Genomic DNA, 18523 nt, shown 5'->3' on the forward strand with positions numbered 1-18523 from the left:
GGGCCGGAACCCGACCCGAACTGGCAACCCGTTTAACCGTTTCCCGCTTCCCCCTCGAGCTCCTGGTGTGTGGACGCTCCTTCACTCCCCCGGCCTTAACCGGGGGAGCTTTTTCGTGCGCGGCGCGTGCGTGGCGGCGCCCTCCCCCGCTACTCGGCCTTCTCCACCGGTTTGGCCGGCTTCGGCGGTTTGACCTCGCTGAGCGGTACCAGGGTGGCATCGCCCACCCAGACCTGGCTCTCGTAGCCGGCGAAGAAGTTGGTGCGCTCGTTCTTCAGCCGCTGGATGAGGGTGATGCCGCGCATCGGGGCCACCCCGCTCAGATACATATCTCCACCAAAGAGCGAGGCCGTTTCCAGCTGATGCAGTTCGCGGTCGAAACGCTTCTGGGCCCGCGGCGCAGCGTAGGCATCCGCGTACTCCAGCTTCATCGTGTTCCAGTAGGCATCGGCCTGGGCGTGCTCTTCCGGGGTGAGCAATTGGTAAGCCGCAACGAAGGCCCCTTCGTAGTCGGGCTCGTGGCGTTCGGCCGCAAGGGCCAGCCAGGCCACGCCCAGCGGGCGGTTTTGCACCGCGTGGTCGCCATTGAAGTACATGATGCCGAGCGCGTGTTGCGCCGGCTTGCTGGCCCAGTGCGCCGCGCTTTCCAGTGAATCGCGGGCCATGCCGAAGCGGGCGGCCCAGTAATGCGAGCCGGCCTGGCAGAAGTAGTAATCGCCGGGGAGGATACGCTCCACGCCGAAGGCGCAACCGCGCAGCATGTCGGCGACATCCTTCTCCTGCCCGGGTAAGGGAACGGGCCGCTCACCCTGGGCGCAGCCCGCCAGCATGAGGCTGGCCGTGATCGTTGCGAGATACAGCCATGACCTCATGCGCGTACTCCTTCGCGGTTAGTTGGCGCCTTCCTTGTTGCTCCGGCTCACGACTTCGCCGACCGGGACCAGTTGCGCATCACCGACGAACACGTTGGACTGCCAGCCTGCGAGGGCGACGGCTTCACGCCCCTGCAGGAAACGGCCGACGCTGAAACCGCTGGCACCGTAGGTGGCTACGCCGCCGTTGATGCCGTCGGTCATCTGCATGCCGGCGACGCCGTCGATGAAGATCGAGCCGCCGAAGTTCACCGCCCACGCGATGTCGTTGTAGGCGCGGTCGAAGCGGTTCTTGGCGCGCGGTGCGGCGATCTTGTCGGCGTATTTGCCCTTCAGGTCCTGCCAGTACACGTTGGCCTGGGCGAGTTCCTCGGGGCTGACGCGCGCGTAGGCGTCGACGAAGGCCGGCTCGTAATTCGGGTTGTGCCGTTCGGCGGCGAGCGCCAGCCAGGCAAGGCCGAGGGCGCGGTTCTTCTCGGCGTGGTCGCCGTTGAAGTACATGATGCCGAGCGCGTACTGCGCGGGCTTGTTCGCCCAGGCGGCGGCATCCTTCAGGCTCTCGCGGGCGGCGCCGTCACGGCCCGACCAGAAGTTCCGGGCGGCATCGCAATAGTAGTAATCCCCGGGGAGGAAGCGCTCGAGCGACGAGGGGCATTGCTTGAGCGCCTCGCTCACGTCGTGCTTCTGATCCGGTAGCGGTTTCGGCTTCTCGCCGGCGGCCGCGGCGAATGACGCGGTGGCGCTGGCGAAGGCGGCGAGGAAGAGCAGCGATTTCGAGATCATGGGGGCGTCCTTGAACGATGTGGGTTAGCGCGCCGGAGGGGCTTCTGCGAGCTGACCGACGGTGCCGGCGTAAGTCACTGCGCCAACGGTCACGTGGCCTTCCATGCCGTGGAAATAGTCGTCGCGCATCTTGTCCATCTTCTTGATGAAGGCGAATGCGCGCTGGCCACCGCCCACGCGTGAGCTGTGGACGCCGCCACCGCCCTCGTAGGTGCCAGCCTCACCGCCCTGCGGCGAGGTGATCCCGTCCAGGAACACGTCGTTGCCGGCGAAGTCGGCGTCCTTCATGTCTTTCATGCCAGCGTCGTACCGACGCTCCGCGCGTCGGCCAGCCACGTTATCGGCGTAGTCCTTTTTCATATCGCGCCAGTAGGCGTTGGCCTGCGCGCGCTGCTCGGTATTGAGCTTGGCGAATTCGACCAGGAATGCGCGCTCGAACACGGCGTCGTGGCGTTCGGCGGAGAGGGCCAGCCAGGCGACGCCGCGGGCGGGATCGCGCACGCCGGTATCGCCGTTGAGGTACATCAGGCCGAGGACGTATTGCGCGGGCTTGCTCGCCCAGCGGGCGGCATCCTGCATGCGCGCTGCCGCGGCTTGCTTGTCGCCACGGGCGAACGCCTGGCTGCCGGCACAGAAGTAGTACTGACCGGGCAGGAACGTCTCCATGACCGGTGGGCAGTACGCGGGCGCGCCCTTCAGCGCGTCGCTGGACTCGTTCGGGGAAGCGGGCGCAGCGGCGGCAGCAGCGCTACCGGCGAGGAAGATAAGCGCGGCCGTGGCCATCATGCGACGAATGAACATCACCGACTCCTTTCTGCATGCCGGCGCTGTGCCCCGCACCGTGGGGTTCCCGAGGACTATTACAGTACTACCCGGTTCGCTTTAGCGGCGTGAAAATTTGTTTAGGGCCCGTCGTAAACCGCGCGGTTGTGGCGTTGGTTGACCCTCAGCCTTCACCCCTTATCGATCGCCGCGTGCATGCGACGGATGACATCGGCGTAATCGGGGGCCGTGAAGATGGCCGAGCCGGCGACGAACGTATCTGCACCTGCGGCGGCGATCTGGCCGATGTTGTCGGCGTTCACGCCACCATCCACCTCGAGGCGGATCTTGCGGCCGCTGGCGTCGATGCGCTCGCGGACATGGCGGATCTTGTCCAGCGCGCCGGGGATGAACTTCTGGCCGCCAAAGCCCGGGTTCACCGACATGATCAGCACCATGTCGATCTTGTCGAGCACGTAATCGAGCCAGTTGAGCGGCGTGGCCGGGTTGAACACCAGGCCGGCTTCGCAGCCTTCGCCCTGGATCAGCTGGATGGTGCGATCGACATGCTCGCTGGCTTCCGGGTGGAAGCTGATGCTGCGCGCGCCAGCCTTGGCGAAATCGGGAACGATGCGGTCGACCGGCTTCACCATAAGGTGCACGTCGATGTGCTCGGTGATGCCGTAATCACGCAGCGCCTTCAACACCATCGGGCCGATGGTGAGGTTGGGCACGTAGTGGTTATCCATGACGTCGAAATGCACCCACTGCGCACCGGCGTCGAGCACCTTGCGCGTGTCCTCACCCAGGCGGGCGAAATCCGCCGAGAGGATGGAGGGGGCGATGACGGGAGACTGCTTGGCCATGGTCGTTACCCTAATGAAGAAAGCTTGGTAGGAGCCCACCCTGTGGGCGACATCTTTCGCCTCACCGCCGGCGGCCCTGTGACGTAACCGCGAACGGCGTCGCCCACAGGGTGGGCTCCTACCGGGCGGGGTTCGCGTTGTATCGGGGCATCATACCGATGCCCGTGTTGGCATTACTTGAAGCCCCGTTCTGCCTTGATCCGTTCGTAGGCCGCGTTGATTTCGCTCGCGCGGGCTTCGGCGCGGCGGCGCATGTCTTCGGGCAGGTCGCCGAGGCGGTCGGGGTGGTGTTCGGAAATGAGCTTGCGGTAGGCGCGTTTGATGGCGCGCTCGTCGGTATCGCGCTGGATGCCGAGCACGGCGTAGGGATCCGGGCCCTGGGTGTTCCGCTGCGGGGGCACGTAGCCGCCGCGACCGCCACCACCGCCGTAGGCGCGGCCCTGGCCGGCGTTACCGTTCCAGGCGTAGCCCTTCATGGCCATGAGGGCCATGAGCTCCATGTCGCTCACCCGCAGGGCGAACGCCAGCTGGCGCAGGATGGCCATCTTCTCGGGCGAGGGCGTGCCTTCGGCGAGCACGGTTTCGATCACCACATCGATCACCGGGAACGCGTGGTCACGGCGGTGGCCCACCCACTGGCGCAGGTCGTCGATGACCTCGGTGGCGTTGAATTCGGGCTGCTTGCCCTGGTTGAAGGCATCGATGGCGCGGGCGCGATCGTCCTGGTCCAGGTTCATGCGCACCATGAGGCGCTCGGCGATGGCGATTTCCGCTTCGGAAACCCGGCCATCGGCCTTGGCCACAGCGCCGATCAGGGCGAACAGCGGGGCGATGTAGCCGCCCTGCGCCGGCGCGCGGCGGCGCTGCGATTGCTGGCGGCTGGCATCGAACATGAAGCCGATCGCGCCGCCGATGAGGGCGCCGAGGAGATTGTGGGTAAGCCACATGCCCAGGACGGCGCCGATAAGAATGCCGGTGAAATTCATGGAGCGCCCTTGGAGGGGGTCTGGGCGGCGAACCACTGGGAAAGCTGGTCGATATCCGCTTCGGAAAGGGGACCGGCCATGGCGCGCATCACGGGGTTGTCCCGGTGGCCATCGCGGTACTGGTGGAGCGCGGCGCGCAGGTAAACCGCCTTCTGCCCGGCGAGGTTAGGGGCATCGGCGTTGATCGCGATGCCGTTTTCGCCATGGCAGGCCGCGCACATGCCCAACCGCACCGGTTTCGCGGGCGGGGCAGCGAGTACAGGGGTGGTCAAGGCCAGGGCGAGTGCCGCGGTCGTCAGTTTACGCATGGCAAAGTTGTGGGGGCTGTCGCCGCAAATTCTAGCAGGTGCCCGCAACCCACCCGCGCCGCAGGCGCCCACCCCGTGCGCGACATCTTTCCCACCCCCGCCGTAGGAGCCCACCCTGTGGGCGACATCTTTCGCGAAATAACCACAGGATCGCCGAGACCAAGCTCCAAACGGCGGCCATGCGGCGTTTTCGCGAAAGGCGTCGCCCACAGGGTGGGCTCCTACGGGGGGTGCGGGGCGCCGCTGGGCCGGTACAATTAACAGGATTCCTGTTGTTCCCGCCTTTTGCCTCTGGAGCTCCGCCCGTGCCCACCACCTTGAGCCAATCCGACCTGCCTGGCCTGGAACTCATCCATCGCGGCAAGGTGCGCGATGTGTACGCCCTGCCCGGCAACCGCCTGCTCATGGTGGCGACCGACCGCCTTTCGGCTTTCGACTCGGTGCTGCCCAACCCGATCCCGGGCAAGGGTGAGATGCTCTGCCAGATCTCGAACTTCTGGTTCGAGAAGACCCAGCACCTGATCCCGAACCACCTGACCGGTGAAGACGTGGCCTCGGTGCTCCCGGCCGGCGTGGACGTGGCCCTGTACGCCAAGCGCGCGGTGATTACGAAGCGTCTCAAGCCGGTCCCGGTCGAGGCGATCGCCCGCGGTTACATCATTGGCTCGGGCTGGAAGGACTACCAGGCCACCGGCGCCATCTGCGGGATCACCCTGCCGCCGGGCCTGCAGCAGGCCGAGCAGCTGCCGGAGCCGATCTTCACCCCGTCGACCAAGGCCGCCGTGGGCGACCACGACGAGAACGTGAGCTTCGATGCCGTGGTGGCTGCCGTGGGCGAGGAGATGGCCAACGCCGTCCGCGACGCCACGCTGAAGATCTACCAGTTCGCCGCCGAGTACGCCGCCACGCGCGGGATCATCATTGCCGACACCAAGTTTGAATTCGGCACGGATGAAGACGGCACGCTCTACATCATGGATGAGATGCTCACCCCGGATTCCTCGCGTTTCTGGCCGGCGGAGACCTACAAGGTCGGCACCAGCCCCGACAGCTACGACAAGCAGTTCGTGCGCGATTACCTGCTGAACGTGGCCCACTGGAACAAGGAGCCGCCGGCGCCGTCCGTGCCCGACGACGTGATCGCCGGCACCGCCGCGAAGTATGCTGAGGCCCTGGACAAGCTGGCCGGCATCCGCGTCGACTAAGCCGGTTCCTGGCGCCCACGGGGAGGAGGCACCATGCGTGATGCGGCAACGTGGTTCGGCAACTACAGCCAGGACCACCAAAACCCGACCAACCGCCTGATCCACTGGATCTGCGTGCCGGCGATCACCTGGACGGTGGTCGCCCTGGTCTGGCTGATCCCGGTGCCCGCCTTCCTCGGCAAGCCCGGCCTGTGGGCTGTGCTGGCGATGTTCCTGGCCTTCTGCTTCTACTACTACCGCCTCTCGCGGAAGATCGGCCTGGCCATGGCGGCCGCGTTCGCCGCCCTGGCCTTCCTCACCGATACGCTCTACCACGGCCTGGGCGCCAGCGGCCTGCTCTACCTGGCCATCGGCGTGTTCGTGGCCGCGTGGGTCGGCCAGTTCATCGGCCACAAGATCGAAGGCCGCCGGCCGTCGTTCTTCACCGACCTGCAGTACCTGCTGATCGGCCCGGCGTGGCTGATGAGCAAGGCCCTGCGCCGCGCGGGCGTGGACTACTAAGCGTGCAGACACTCCTGACGCTGTTCTCTGCCGCCATCTGGTGGGTCATCTATTCCAGCGCTGCCGCCGTCGTGCCGGCCGTCATCGTGTTCTTCGTGCTGCGCTGGCTGGAAAAGACCTCGGTCGTCTTCAACCGGGCCTATTTCGCCAGCCTGCTCTGGGCCCTGCTCGCGGTGCTCAGCGGCGGCCTCGTGATCGCCGCCCAGCACGGCCAGGCCGCCGGCGAGTCGGTCTTCGTCCTACCCTGGATGCGCGCCGCCCTGGTCGTCGACATGCTAATCGGCGCCTTCCTGATCTGGCGCCTCGTCCCCCGCACCGACGCCCGCCGGGTCAAACCCACCAGCGCCTGCATGGCCGTCGCCATGGTGATGGTCGTAGCCCTGGTCGTCGGCACCACGATCCACCGCTAACTCGCGGCCCCCGCATCGCACGGCCCCTGCACCACGACCGCGCCGCCCCTGCATCGCAACCGCGCCGCCCTCTGCATCACGACCTCACGGCCCCTGCATCGCAACCGCGCGTCCTCTGCATCGCGACCGCACGGCCCCTGCATCACGACCTCACGGCCTCTGCATCACGACCTCACGGCCTCTGCCTGTAGGAGCCCACCCTGTGGGCGACGCCTTTCGCGATAACGCCACAGGGCCTGTAGCGGTGGGGCGAAAGATGTCGCCCACAGGGTGGGCTCCTACGGGCGCGGGGGCGAACGGCGAGCGCGCGATAGGCCTGTGCTATCGGATTGATCCATACGATCAGTTGGACTTGACCCCCACCATCCCCATAATGAGAGTCATTCTTATTAGAGGACGCGGCCATGGCCCGCAAGATCAAGTTCGCGGCGACGCATTTCAGCATCGCCTTCTCCATGAGTTACGCGGCCAACCAGAACGTGGCGCTCAGCGCCCTGATCGGCGTGGCCGAGCCGCTGGCGTTCGCCTTCGGCCGTTCGGTCGTCAGCGAAGCCCGCAACGGCCTAGCGCTGGCTCCCGCCGCCTGATCCACCGCCGACCCGCGCGTTCGTCTCTGTCACCGCGCGGGTGAATCCTTCGAACGGGATGTCGGTAATGCCGACCAGCCCGATGTGCGAGTTTTCGCCATCCAGGATGCGGCCGGTCACCGGCTGGTCGACGTACTGGAACCAGTGGGTGCCGACAACGACGCCCGATGCCGCCGCGGCATCGACGAAGCGCGTGTAGGCCTTGCCCCGCTCCTCCTCGCTCGCCACCGCCGCCACGCCATTGCCGAACGGCCCACGGTCGCTCGAGCCGAAATGGAACTCGGTGATCATCACCGGCTTGTCCCACTTCTTGAACTCCGCCACGTCGAAGCCGTGTTCCGGCAGGTCGGTGTAGGTGTTGATACTGGTGACGTCGGTGTACTTCGCGCTCATCTCTTCCACTTCGGGCGTGCGCACCGCGAGGCGGCCGCCGAGGAAGAGATGGTGCGGGTCGGCTTTCTTCAGCGTCCGCGCGACGGTGTTGAAGTACTGGCCGGCGAAGAGTTTGAGGAAAGCGATGTAGTCCGCGGCGACAGCGGGGTGGGCTTCGCTCGGGTCCGGTGCCTTGAAGCCGCTGGCTTCGAGTTGCTTCCAGTCAGTGAGGTTGTTGAGGCCCCATGCCTTGGCGAAGGTGGCCGCATCGCCGTGAGTCTTTTTCAGAGACGCAATGAAGGCCTGTTTCGCCGGGCTTTGTGGGCCTTGGGCGAGCGAGCCGACGGCGAGTGCCCAGCGGCCTTGTGGGCCCTGCCCTGCCCACGCGAGTTCGTTATCGGCGAAGTAGCCGAGGAGCCAGGGATCGTTGGCTTTGTCCTTCGTCGCGTTGGCCACCGCTTGCTGCGTCGCCTTTTCGAAACGCGGGTCGAACGGATCCGGCATACGGCCCCAGTAGTCGTAGCCCGTGCTCACCGTATTGAAATCGCCGTGGATCAGGATGGGCACGGTGTAAGCCATGCGTTTGTCATCGGCGAAACCGGGATCGCTCCAGTTACCGAGCGTGTTGAAACGCCAGGCCTTCAATCGATCAAGCGTGCGCCTGCGCCATGCGTTGTCGTAGTTGTTGCCGAGCGTGCGCGCCACGTTGTTCGCATATACATCCCACCAGCGCCCGTGATTCATACCGTTATCGCGCTGCGAACCGTTATCGCTGCGGCTGTCGCTGGTGCCACCGAATGGGCCGTTTGCGCCGCTCGTATCAGCGAACATGAATTCCCTGCCCTGCACATAGGCGCGGCCATCCGTGTGATTCACGGCATTCACGCCGAGCGAGAAAAACGCGTGCCCCTCGGGCGATACCAGCCACCAGCGCTCACCCTGCTTCTGCACACGGAAAAACCCGGAAGCCTGCATCGCTGGCAAATCCGTCCGCCCACCAAACCGATCAAGCCCGGCAGCCTTGCCGCCCGACTCACCGCTCGTTGCAGGAGCGCCCTTGGGCGCGATCGCCCGCGCCTTCAAAGCCTCATCGGAATCAATCTTCTCCGGCCACGACCCACGCGTGAACTGTCCATACTTATCGACGATGCCGGTATAAGCGGCCTTCAAGTCCGCATCACCCGCCACTGCATCAACGCTTCCGAACAACACCGTCTGCGCCGCGCCCGGCTGCGGCATGGAAAGCGTCACGCCCGTGACCTTCGCCGGATCGATCGCACCCTCGGTGAAGGTCGCCACGATACGCTTCACCTTCCCATCGTCAAACGGCATGGGCGGCCCGACCTGCATGCCGAACGCACGAGGCGAGGTCGCGCTGAGCGGCACCGACAGCACCTGCGGTGGCCCCGGCGGCAAACCCACCGTCGCCTTCAAATGTTTCTCTCCGGAAGCCACATCGACGATGAGCGTCACCGGCCAGGGCATGCCGTTCTGCACCGTAAGCCGCAGCGTGCCGTTGGCCGGCCAGGCCCACGCACACTGCTCCTTCGCTGCTCCCGCGGGAGCGCGGCTGCCAGCACCAGCACCGGCATTAGAACCAGACCCAGTACCAGAACCTGGCGCAAGCGTGATCGCTGGCGCAGCGGCCGGTTGAAAAGTAACCGCCACCAACTCGCTCCCATCCGCGGCCTTGCGCACCGTCGGATCGAGCGAAGCGTTGGCCGGCGTGATCCGCACGGCCGGCGTGGGATGGGCAAGATCAATCGCCGCGGCATGGGCACCGCAGGCAACGCTGGAAAGCAGCAGGCAGAGTGTCAGGCGCATCCCCCAAGCCTGCCATCCCAAACGTGAACGCGACACCCACCCACAACGGGAACGCGCCCCCTCCACAACGGGAACGCGACGCCCACCCACAACGGGAACGCGACACCCACTCGACCCTCCGTAGGAGCCCACCCTGTGGGCGACATCTTTCGCCTCAGGCCACAAGGTCTTGGGGATCAGATCGAGAGCTCTATTTCCCGAGCGTTGTCGCGAACGGCGTCGCCCACAGGGTGGGCTCCTACATGGCGCGGGTTAGGTCGGGTTGCCCAGGCGCTTGCGCCACAGGTAATACACCGGCACGCCAATCGCGATGATCAGCAGGCTCATGCCCGCGTTTTCCGGCTGCGTGATGGCGGTGGCGACGATCACGCAGAGCACCGTGGTCGTGAAGATCAATGGTACCCACGGGTAACCCGGCACCAGGTACGGCGAGGGTTCGTCCTTCAGCTTGCGGCGGTACCAGAAGATGGTCGCGATACCGAAGGCGTGCGACAGCCATTCGCCGACGGTCGTGTAATCCACCAGTGCTTCGAAGCTACCCGAGAGAATCAGGGCAATGGCCCACGCACCCAGTGCGAGCAGCGCGATCTGCGGTGCGCCGGTCTTCGCATCGATACGCGCGATCGGCTTGAAGAACATGCCATCGGCACTCATCACCTGCAGCACGCGGGCGCCGCCGGCAATGGCGATGCTGCAATAGCCGAAGGTGGAACAGGCAATGCCAACGGCAATGACGGTAGCACCCGATTCACCGAACACCTTGCGCATCAGATCAGCCGCAGGCGCGGTGCTTGCCGCCAGACCCGCGTGGCCGAGGCCCGCCATGTAAGCGATGTTCACCAGCACATAGCAGACCACGACGCTGGCCATGCCGAGGCCCAGTGCACGCGGCAGCGTGCGCTGCGGGTTACGAACTTCGCCAGCCAGGTCGTTGAGGTAGTGGAAGCCACCGTAGGCAAACATCGCCGGCAGCAGCGCGCCGATGACCATGCTCGGAGGCACGTCATGGGTGGTATCCACAGCGAAAGCCAGGCCGAGGTGGCCGTTGGCGAGGTACAGGCCGACCACGATCAACATGGCCACCGCGCCCAGCTTCAGCACGGTGAAGATGTTCTGCACCAGGGCACCCGCCCGGATACCAAATAGGTTCACCGCCACGATGAAGCTGATGGCGCCGACAGCAACCGGCTTCACCCACTCATGGGGAAGGCCCACCGCCCGGGTGGCGTAATCCGCGAAGGTGGTAGCCACCGCGGCGACGCTGCCGGGGTAGTTGATCAGTGCCATGGTCCAGCCGAACAGGAAGGCCGGCAGCCGCCCGAAGGCCTCGCGCAGGTAGACGTAGGTGCCGCCCGCCTGGGGGCGCCGCGCGCCGAGCTCGGCGTAACAGAGCACCCCGGCCAGCGTCAGCAAGCCACCAATAGCCCAGAGGAGGATGACCTCCGTCCCGGAACTGGTGCTCTTGGCCACGGCGGCAGGCGTACGGAAGATGCCCGCGCCGATGACGCCGCCAATAACGATCATCGCGGCATCCCAGGTGCCGAGACGACGGAGGTAGTGAGCTGGCTGCGGTGCTGGCATCCGCCGACGATGCCATAAACCACCGCCGCGTGGCGATATGACCGAGGTCATGAATTTTTTTGTGCCTGCGCACAATGGGTTGGGACCCGGTTGCGGCTCCGCCGCCATGGCGAACTCACCCCGACACGCCACCCGCCGTAGGAGCCCACCCTGTGGGCGACATCTTTCGCCCCAACGCCACAGGGCCTGCTGTGTCATCGCGAACGGCGTCGCCCACAGGGTGGGCTCCTACAGTGTGGCGGGGCGTGCGCTGATGGTCGCGTCGCGAGGCGCTCGGCACGCTGGGGGCATGAATATCAAACCTGGAAATGCCGCCTTGCGCCGCGGCCGATGCTCCATCCCCGGCCAGACTTACATCATCACCTGCGTCGCCTGGAATCGCGCGCCGGTGTTTCGCGATTACCGAGACGCACGCATGGCCGCCCGTGTCATCCATGCGCAGAAATCATGGGGTGATGCGACCTGCCTGGCATGGGTTCTTATGCCGGACCATTTCCACGCCGTCGTGCAACTCGGCAACGACGATCTGGCAAAGGTCGTGAATCGGCTGAAGGCTCGTGTCCGCAAGGCGTTCCGGGTAGCCGGCCGCGCCTCGCCCCTCTGGCAGAAAGGATTCCATGACCGTGCACTGCGCACCGATGAAGATGCCCGCACCGCGGCTCGGTACGTCATCGCGAATCCGGTGCGCGCGAGGCTTGTAGAACGCGCCGGTCTATATCCGTATTGGGACGCCGTTTGGCTCTGACGCGAAGCGCGGTTGGGAAAACCGCACTGATGACAGATTATCGCCCCCGAGGCCAGCAGCCGCGGGGGCGACAGTACTTAGGAGTGCCTCCGAATTCGCTGCTTATGCGCCTGCCGCGGCTTGCAGTTGAATGTGTAAGTCACCGAGTTCGATTTCACACCATAGGCATCGATTGCCGACACCTGGTAGCGGATTGGCGAATGTGCAAGATCTTCCGGCCGGCAAGCGTGCTCGATACGCGTACGCTCAACGGCGGCCGCATCCCATACAGAGCTATGCATGGGTTGGCAGGTCGGGCAATCGAGCTTTTGCGTGATCAGCTTGATCGGGAAGTCCGGATTACCGCCGAAGGCGATGGGTAGCTTGCCGCGTCCCCAGACGACAACATCGGCCGCCTGATCGGAGGCGATCTTGAACGGTGCGCAGGTTCTCCCATCGCGGTAGAGACGGTAGCCCTTCGCGACGCCTGCCATCGCCTTGTACTTGAACAGGGGGTTGGTTAGGTATTTCACATCGTCGGGATTCGTGTGAAACCCAACCTCGACGATGACGGCGGGCACCTTGGCGAAGCTGGTCTCTGCGTGCTTGTCGTGGAAATTCGGCACGGCGGGAACGCTATAGGTCGCAAATTCGTCAACCGAATGGATCATTTCGGACATGGAACACAGCACGAGTGAAGCGAGCTTCTTATCTTCCGGGCGCCCCGAATGAATATAGGCACGAGCGCCGGTGGAAGATACGTCTTCATTGGCATTCGTATGTATCTGCAGAAGGGCCTTTGCTTTGAGATGGTTTGCGTACAGCGGGCGGCTTCGAAGATCCTCATCTCGCTCGCGCGTGGCGTACTTGGCATTTGGGCTCGAGTTCCACACATCGCGAAGATCCGGGTACAGGGATTCAATGTGATACCGCACCCCAAGTCGCCACCACTCTTGACCACTTTCCTGATGTGGAGACCCAGCCTTCAGACGACGAAGGTTCGTCACCTGAATTCTCTTTGTCGCGAGGTGTGACTCAAGCTCATTGGCCATGAGCTGCGTGATATCGTCCTCGAGCACACCGTTAACGACGTCCCGCTGGGACGTCCAACGCTTCTGCCCATGGTTGTAGTAGAAGCCGTGACCGCCGGTAAGCACTACCGGCCCCGTCGCGGATGCCGGATCTATACGCAAGGAAGCCTCACCTCTGGAGTGAGGAAGATACGATGAGGCGGGACCACCACGATTCAGCCCGCGATCCATCCACCAGTCAGAATCACGACCACCGTATCGCCACACAGGCCCCATATTCCCGACCAACGGCTCGATAAGGTCTTGAGCAGCGGTTTCGATGTTGTTCGTCATATCGATCATATCGGTGTAGCCGGCTTCAGGCCCCATCCTCTCATCGGTATCGAAGTAGAGCAGCCGTTCTTCCGGTGAAAATGTCACGCGGAAAGAAATCGGGCGATAGTCCTGTTCAAAGTAGGAGCGTTTGTTGGCGACCTCGTTCGCGATTCGCTCAATCTCTTGCACCGCGGCAGCTATGTCGGCTTGCGAGAATTCGGCGGGTTCGCCGCGTTCGGCTGGATTGACCTGTTCCGCGCGAACGCAAGGAGAGGTAAGTAGCGCCACAGCAATGGCTAGTGAAGCGGCCTGTTTAGGCAGGGAGTCTTTCAGTTTCCTGAGCATCTGGAGTCGTCCTTCTGGTACCGCTTATGCGGCAGGAAGATGCTCGGAAATTCGCCGACAGGGAGATGCCGGGGTTTCCCACCGGGGTGGGACGGAGTTCGTGGATGCGTCGTGTCGGCGGGTTACGCGGGGCGTGTAGGGGAAGGACGATTTGTTGAGCGCGACCGTTGGGGTGGTCGCGAACGGCGTCGCCCACAGGGTGGGCTCCTACAGCGGGGATTTTGGGTTTGCTGCTCGGGCTTAGGGGGTTAGGCGCCTTTTCAGCTTGGCGCAGAAGGTCTTGGAACCCTTGGGACATTGCCTGGTGGCGTGGTCTTTGATGGCTATCCCCTGTTCGAGAATGATGGTCTCATCGACGTGCGACAGCACGAATGCCTCGAAATGGGCGTCGTCCTGGATCAGGCGGGCAAGCTCGCCCAGGGTGGCCCAGTGGTCGGCCAGCAACGTGGCTATCGAAGCGCTATACCCTTCGGCGATGGCACCATCGTCACAGCTTCGGTAACGCTCGTAGGAAGCGTAGACAGCTCTCCAAGTCCTGAGGCTATCCGCCTCGGTCATTGCCTTCATAGCCATGGCCCGTGTGCACACGGCAGCACGTTGTGACGAGGCCAGCACACAGCTCGGCGCCCAGAGCAACGCCAAGACGACAAACGTGCCGGTTCGAGATCTGAATGCACGACGATGCAGGCCATTCACATCATCGGTCCGCATCGAGGTTTGCACTGAAGCTTATCAATCCGTTCATCACCGCTCCCTGACAGGTTGGACGAGTGTAGTGCGAGCGCGGGCGTTGGTTTGTTAGGCAATGCTTGCAGATATTCGCGAGGTATACGCACTTTCGGTGCTTCCCTGTAGGAGCGGCGAGCCTGTAATTAGGGAACTGTCGAGCGAGCCGCTTCCATGCTCAGAGCGTTGCAGAGGCATACGAGGGTGCATCCGTACGACGGATCCACGCGCACGACCGTCAGGCCGGCGGCGCGGTGCTCTTCGAGTGCCCTGGGGAGATAGGTGGTGTTGTCGTGGCTCATGCCGTAAGCATCGGCAATGTCTGCAATGGAAAGGTCCGAACCCGACGTCACCGAAACGCTGAGGATGATATTCCCACCGCGAAAATCATCCGCCTTCATACGCCTGACGCCATCCATGACGAGGGACACGGATTCCCCAGTAACCAACTCCACGACAAGCCTGACGCGATCTGGCTTCTCGAGGAGAATCCCCATTAGGCTGCCATCGTGAACGGACGGCGAGACCAGCATTTCGTCCTTGACTGTAATCATGCAGTAGCTACTCCCTGGCTGCGTACACCCCGAGTATGCCTCGATACGCCCCCTGCAGGAGCTGGGCTTGTGCGCGCCGGAGGCGCACTAAACATGGCGGCGCAGCCGCAACCTTTTCGGCAGGCCACGCCGAAACCCCAAACGCTAGACATAAAAAAACGCCGCCAAGCGAGCAACCCGAAGGTCACGCGCCCGACGGCGTTTTAGCACCAACCCTTACTTCTTCTTGGGAATATAAAGGTCGGTAATCGTGCCTTCGTACACTTCCGCCGCCATGCCGACGGATTCGCCGAGCGTCGGGTGCGGGTGCACCGTGCGGCCGATGTCGCCGGCTTCGCAGCCCATTTCGATCGCGAGAGCGAGTTCGCTGATGAGATCACCCGCGTGCGGGCCGACGATGCCGGCGCCGACGATGCGGTGGGTTTCTTCATCGAACAGGAGCTTGGTGAAGCCCTCGGTGCGGTCGATACCGATGGCGCGGCCGGAGGCTGCCCACGGGAACTTGCCCACGCCGATCTTCAGGCCCTTTTCCTTCGCTTCGCGTTCGGTCACGCCGACCCATGCGATTTCCGGATCGGTGTAGGCCACCGACGGGATCACGCGGGCGTCGAAGAAGCTCTTCTGACCAGCGGCCACTTCAGCCGCCACCTTGGCTTCGTGCGTGGCCTTGTGCGCCAGCATCGGCTGGCCCACGAGATCGCCGATGGCGAAGATGTGCGGAACGTTGGTGCGCATCTGGCGATCGACCGGGATGAAGCCGCGGTCGGTGACCTGCACGCCAGCCTTGTCCGCACCGACCTTGCCGCCGTTCGGCGAGCGGCCGACGGAAACGAGGACGCGATCGTAGAGCTTCGTCTCGGGGATGCTTTCGCCATCGAAGGTGACTTCGATGCCCTTCTTCGTAGCCTTCGCCTCGACGACCTTGGTCTTGAGGTGGATGCCCTTGTAACGCTTGGCGATGCGCTGCTGCAGCGGCTTGATGAGATCCGCGTCGGCGCCCGGGATGAGCTGGTCGGCGAGCTCGACAACGGTCACTTCCGTGCCGAGGCCGGCGTACACCGTGGCCATCTCGAGACCGATGATGCCGCCGCCGACCACGAGCATGGTCTTCGGCACATCGCGCAGTTCGAGCGCGCCGGTGGAATCGATGATGCGCTCGTCATCCCACGGGAACGACGGCAGCTTCACCGACTGCGAGCCGGCGGCGATGATCGCGTTTTCGAAGCGGATGAGCTTCACGCCATCGGCGGTCTGCACTTCCATTTCGTTCGGCGACACGAAGGTGCCGACGCCGGTGACGGTGCGGACCTTGCGTGCCTTCGCCATCTGGGCGAGGCCGCCGGTGAGCTTGCCGACGACCTTTTCCTTGAACGAGCGCAGCTTGTCCAGGTCGATCTTGGGCTTGCCGAAGCTGATGCCGTGCGCTTCGATCGCAGCGGCTTCGTCGATGACGGCGGCGGCGTGCAGCAGTGCCTTTGACGGGATGCAGCCGACGTTGAGGCAGACGCCGCCGAGCGAGGCGTAACGCTCGACGAGGACGGTATCGAGGCCGACGTCAGCGCCACGGAACGCGGCGGTGTAGCCGCCCGGGCCGGAGCCGAGGACGACGAGCTGGCATTCGATATCAGCCTTACGGCCCGATGCGGCAGCAGCCTTCGGTGCAGCGGCGCTCGGCGCGTCCTGCTTCGGCGGCGGCGGGGCCGGTGCCGGAGCGGGATGGGCCGGAGCTTCGGACACCGAGGCCTGGCCGACGGACTTCTCCGCGGCGGCCGGCTTCGCGTCGCTGCCGCCAGCGGCTTCGACGGTGAGGATGACGGTGCCGTCATTCACGATGTCGCCGACCTTGACCTTCAGCTCGACGACCTTGCCAGCCTGCGAGGCGGGCACATCCATCGTGGCCTTGTCGGATTCGAGCGTGATGAGGCTCTGGTCCTTCTCGACGGTGTCGCCGACCTTCACGAGGATCTCGATGACGGGGACGTCATGCGAGCCGCCGAGGTCGGGCACCTTCAGTTCAATGGTGTTTGCCATGCGCGTGCCTCCGTCAGAGCAACAGGCGGCGGATGTCGCCGAGCTGCTGGGCCAGGTACACGGCGAAGCGTGCGGCGAGCGCGCCATCGATGACGCGGTGGTCGTACGACAGCGACAGCGGCAGGATCAGGCGCGGCGCGAATTCCTTGCCGTTCCACACCGGCTTCATGGCCGCCTTGGAGACGCCCAGGATCGCCACTTCCGGCGCGTTGATGATCGGCGTGAACGCCGTGCCACCGATGCCGCCGAGCGAGGAGATGGAGAAGCAACCGCCCTGCATGTCGGCCGCGGTGAGCTTCTTGTCGCGCGCCTTCTTCGAGATTTCGCCGAGTTCAGCGGCGAGCTCGAGCAGGCCCTTCTTGTCGGCGTCGCGGATGACCGGGACGACGAGGCCATCGGGCGTATCCACGGCGATACCGACGTTGTAGTACTTCTTGAGCGTCAGCGTTTCGCCAGCGGCGTCGAGCGAGGCGTTGAAGGTCGGGAACTTCTTCAGCGCGGCGACGACGGCCTTGATCTGGAAGACCAGCGGGGTGACCTTGAGGTCCTTGTTCTCTTCGCCGAGCTTCTTGCGGAAGGCTTCCATCTCGGTGATGTCGGCGTCTTCGAACTGGGTGACGTGCGGAATGACCGCCCAGTTGCGCGCGAGGTTGGCGGCGGAGATCTTCGGGATGCGGCCCAGCGGCTTCTCTTCGATCTCGCCGAACTTCGAGAAATCGACCTTCGGCCACGGCAGCAGCGAGAGACCGGTGCCACCCGCGGCGCCACCGGCAGCCGACGGAGCAGCGCCCGAGGTCATCACGTTCTTGACGTAACCGGTGATGTCTTCGCGCTGGATGCGGCCACCACGGCCGCTGCCCTTGACCTGGGCCACGTCGACGCCGAGCTCGCGTGCGAACGCGCGGACGGCCGGGCTGGCGTAGGGGGCGTTGTCCGGCATGATGACGGAGGCGTCGAACGACACCGGCGGCGTGCGCGGTGCGCCACCGGCCGGGGCTTCGGACTTCGACGGGGCAGGCGCGGCGGCAGCGGCGGGTGCCGGTGCGGGTGCCGGGGCAGCAGCGGCCGGCGCCGGCGCCGGGGCGGCTTCGCCACCCTCGCCTTCCATGATGGCGATGAGGTCGCCGTCATTCACTTCGTCGCCGACCTTGACCTTCAGCTCCTTGATGACGCCCGCGGCCGGAGCCGGGATGTCCATCGTGGCCTTGTCGGATTCCAGGGTCATGAGGCTCTGGTCTTTCTCGACCTTGTCGCCGACCTTGACCATGACTTCGATGATGGGCACCGGCTTGCCGCCGATGTCCGGGACATTGACGTTGACCGGGCCGGAGGCCTTGGACGCCGACGGGGCGGCAGCCTTGGCGGCGGCCGGGGCCGGAGCCGGGGCCGGGGCCGGGGCAGCAGCGGCGGGTGCCGGAGCGGGCGCGGCGGCGGCAGGAGCCGGGGCGGCCGGGGCATCGCCCGCGGCTTCGACCAGGGCGATCACGTCATTGTCGTTGACCTCGTCGCCGACCTTGACCTTGATCTCCTTGATCACGCCGGCAAACGGCGCCGGGACTTCCATGGTGGCCTTGTCGGACTCCAGCGTGACCAGGCTCTGGTCTTTTTCGACGGTATCGCCGACCTTGACCATGATTTCGATGATGGGCACCGGCTTGCCACCGATATCGGGCACGCGGGCTTCTTTGACGTCGGCCATGGAACCTCCTCAAAAAACAACGATGAAGGGCGGACGAACCC

General features: G+C 64.7%; 18 protein-coding genes. 5 read left to right on the plus strand and 13 right to left on the minus strand.

The features are described 5' to 3' along the window. Nucleotides 1-149: 149 nt before the first annotated feature. The 6 genes from L2Y96_RS19335 to L2Y96_RS19360 form a co-directional block, all read right to left on the minus strand. Nucleotides 150-872 carry a hypothetical protein gene (locus L2Y96_RS19335; protein ID WP_247329494.1) on the minus strand — a complete coding sequence of 241 codons (723 nt, stop codon included), beginning with the start codon at nt 870-872 and terminating at the stop codon, nt 150-152. An 18-nt stretch (nt 873-890) separates the two neighbouring features. Next, entirely contained in the window at nt 891-1655 is a 765-nt protein-coding gene (locus L2Y96_RS19340; RefSeq protein ID WP_247329496.1) for a hypothetical protein, read from the minus strand. A gap of 24 nt (nt 1656-1679) precedes the next feature. Then, entirely contained in the window at nt 1680-2456 is a 777-nt protein-coding gene (locus L2Y96_RS19345) for a hypothetical protein (RefSeq protein ID WP_247329498.1), read from the minus strand. A 152-nt stretch (nt 2457-2608) separates the two neighbouring features. Continuing rightward, nucleotides 2609-3283: a ribulose-phosphate 3-epimerase gene (gene rpe / locus L2Y96_RS19350; RefSeq protein WP_247329500.1), complete on the minus strand. Its 675-nt coding sequence runs from the start codon at nt 3281-3283 to the stop codon at nt 2609-2611. Nucleotides 3284-3456: 173 nt separating this feature from the next. Further along, nucleotides 3457-4269: a co-chaperone DjlA gene (gene djlA, locus L2Y96_RS19355; protein ID WP_247329503.1), complete on the minus strand. Its 813-nt coding sequence runs from the start codon at nt 4267-4269 to the stop codon at nt 3457-3459. Next, the gene (locus L2Y96_RS19360) at nt 4266-4577 is read right to left on the minus strand and encodes a c-type cytochrome (protein WP_247329506.1); all 312 of its coding nucleotides are present in this window, start codon (nt 4575-4577) and stop codon (nt 4266-4268) included. Before L2Y96_RS19360 ends, djlA begins: the two co-directional genes overlap by 4 nt. 305 nt (nt 4578-4882) lie before the next feature. Between L2Y96_RS19360 and L2Y96_RS19365 the strand changes: the two genes are divergently transcribed. The 4 genes from L2Y96_RS19365 to L2Y96_RS19380 all read left to right on the plus strand — a co-directional run bounded on the left by L2Y96_RS19365 (nt 4883) and on the right by L2Y96_RS19380 (nt 7280). After that, nucleotides 4883-5782 (plus strand): phosphoribosylaminoimidazolesuccinocarboxamide synthase, encoded by a 900-nt coding sequence (locus tag L2Y96_RS19365; RefSeq protein WP_247329509.1) that lies wholly within the window; start codon nt 4883-4885, stop codon nt 5780-5782. A 33-nt stretch (nt 5783-5815) separates the two neighbouring features. Further along, entirely contained in the window at nt 5816-6283 is a 468-nt protein-coding gene (locus L2Y96_RS19370; RefSeq protein WP_247329511.1) for an Mpo1 family 2-hydroxy fatty acid dioxygenase, read from the plus strand. Nucleotides 6284-6285: 2 nt separating this feature from the next. Further along, nucleotides 6286-6693 (plus strand): hypothetical protein, encoded by a 408-nt coding sequence (locus L2Y96_RS19375; protein ID WP_247329513.1) that lies wholly within the window; start codon nt 6286-6288, stop codon nt 6691-6693. 404 nt (nt 6694-7097) lie between these two features. After that, nucleotides 7098-7280, plus strand: a complete 183-nt coding sequence (locus L2Y96_RS19380; RefSeq protein ID WP_247329514.1) for a DUF2061 domain-containing protein — start codon at nt 7098-7100, stop codon at nt 7278-7280. Here L2Y96_RS19380 and L2Y96_RS19385 read toward each other — a convergent pair. Beyond that, complete coding sequence (locus L2Y96_RS19385) at nt 7257-9476, minus strand: beta-agarase (protein WP_247329516.1); 2220 nt, start codon at nt 9474-9476, stop codon at nt 7257-7259. The two genes, L2Y96_RS19380 and L2Y96_RS19385, sit on opposite strands and share 24 nt — an antisense overlap. Nucleotides 9477-9728: 252 nt before the next feature. Next, a complete protein-coding gene (locus L2Y96_RS19390; RefSeq protein ID WP_247329518.1) occupies nt 9729-11057 on the minus strand; it encodes an APC family permease in 1329 nt (442 codons plus the stop codon). A gap of 289 nt (nt 11058-11346) precedes the next feature. On the opposite strand from L2Y96_RS19390, the gene L2Y96_RS19395 reads away from it, so the two are divergent. Then, nucleotides 11347-11802 (plus strand): REP-associated tyrosine transposase, encoded by a 456-nt coding sequence (locus L2Y96_RS19395; protein WP_247329520.1) that lies wholly within the window; start codon nt 11347-11349, stop codon nt 11800-11802. A 77-nt stretch (nt 11803-11879) separates the two neighbouring features. Here the strand turns inward: L2Y96_RS19395 and L2Y96_RS19400 are convergent, their stop codons facing one another. The 5 genes from L2Y96_RS19400 to aceF all read right to left on the minus strand — a co-directional run bounded on the left by L2Y96_RS19400 (nt 11880) and on the right by aceF (nt 18482). Next, complete coding sequence (locus L2Y96_RS19400) at nt 11880-13472, minus strand: N-acetylmuramoyl-L-alanine amidase (protein ID WP_247329522.1); 1593 nt, start codon at nt 13470-13472, stop codon at nt 11880-11882. Between the two features lie 240 nt (nt 13473-13712). Next, the gene (locus L2Y96_RS19405) at nt 13713-14195 is read right to left on the minus strand and encodes a hypothetical protein (protein ID WP_247329524.1); all 483 of its coding nucleotides are present in this window, start codon (nt 14193-14195) and stop codon (nt 13713-13715) included. A gap of 149 nt (nt 14196-14344) precedes the next feature. Beyond that, the gene (locus tag L2Y96_RS19410; protein ID WP_247329526.1) at nt 14345-14752 is read right to left on the minus strand and encodes a hypothetical protein; all 408 of its coding nucleotides are present in this window, start codon (nt 14750-14752) and stop codon (nt 14345-14347) included. Between the two features lie 216 nt (nt 14753-14968). Then, complete coding sequence (gene lpdA / locus L2Y96_RS19415) at nt 14969-16783, minus strand: dihydrolipoyl dehydrogenase (protein WP_247329528.1); 1815 nt, start codon at nt 16781-16783, stop codon at nt 14969-14971. A 13-nt stretch (nt 16784-16796) separates the two neighbouring features. Beyond that, nucleotides 16797-18482, minus strand: coding sequence for a dihydrolipoyllysine-residue acetyltransferase (aceF, locus tag L2Y96_RS19420; RefSeq protein WP_247329531.1), 1686 nt, complete (start codon nt 18480-18482; stop codon nt 16797-16799). Nucleotides 18483-18523 lie beyond the last annotated feature (41 nt).

This window comes from Luteibacter aegosomaticola, assembly GCF_023078475.1.
Taxonomy (GTDB): domain Bacteria; phylum Pseudomonadota; class Gammaproteobacteria; order Xanthomonadales; family Rhodanobacteraceae; genus Luteibacter; species Luteibacter aegosomaticola.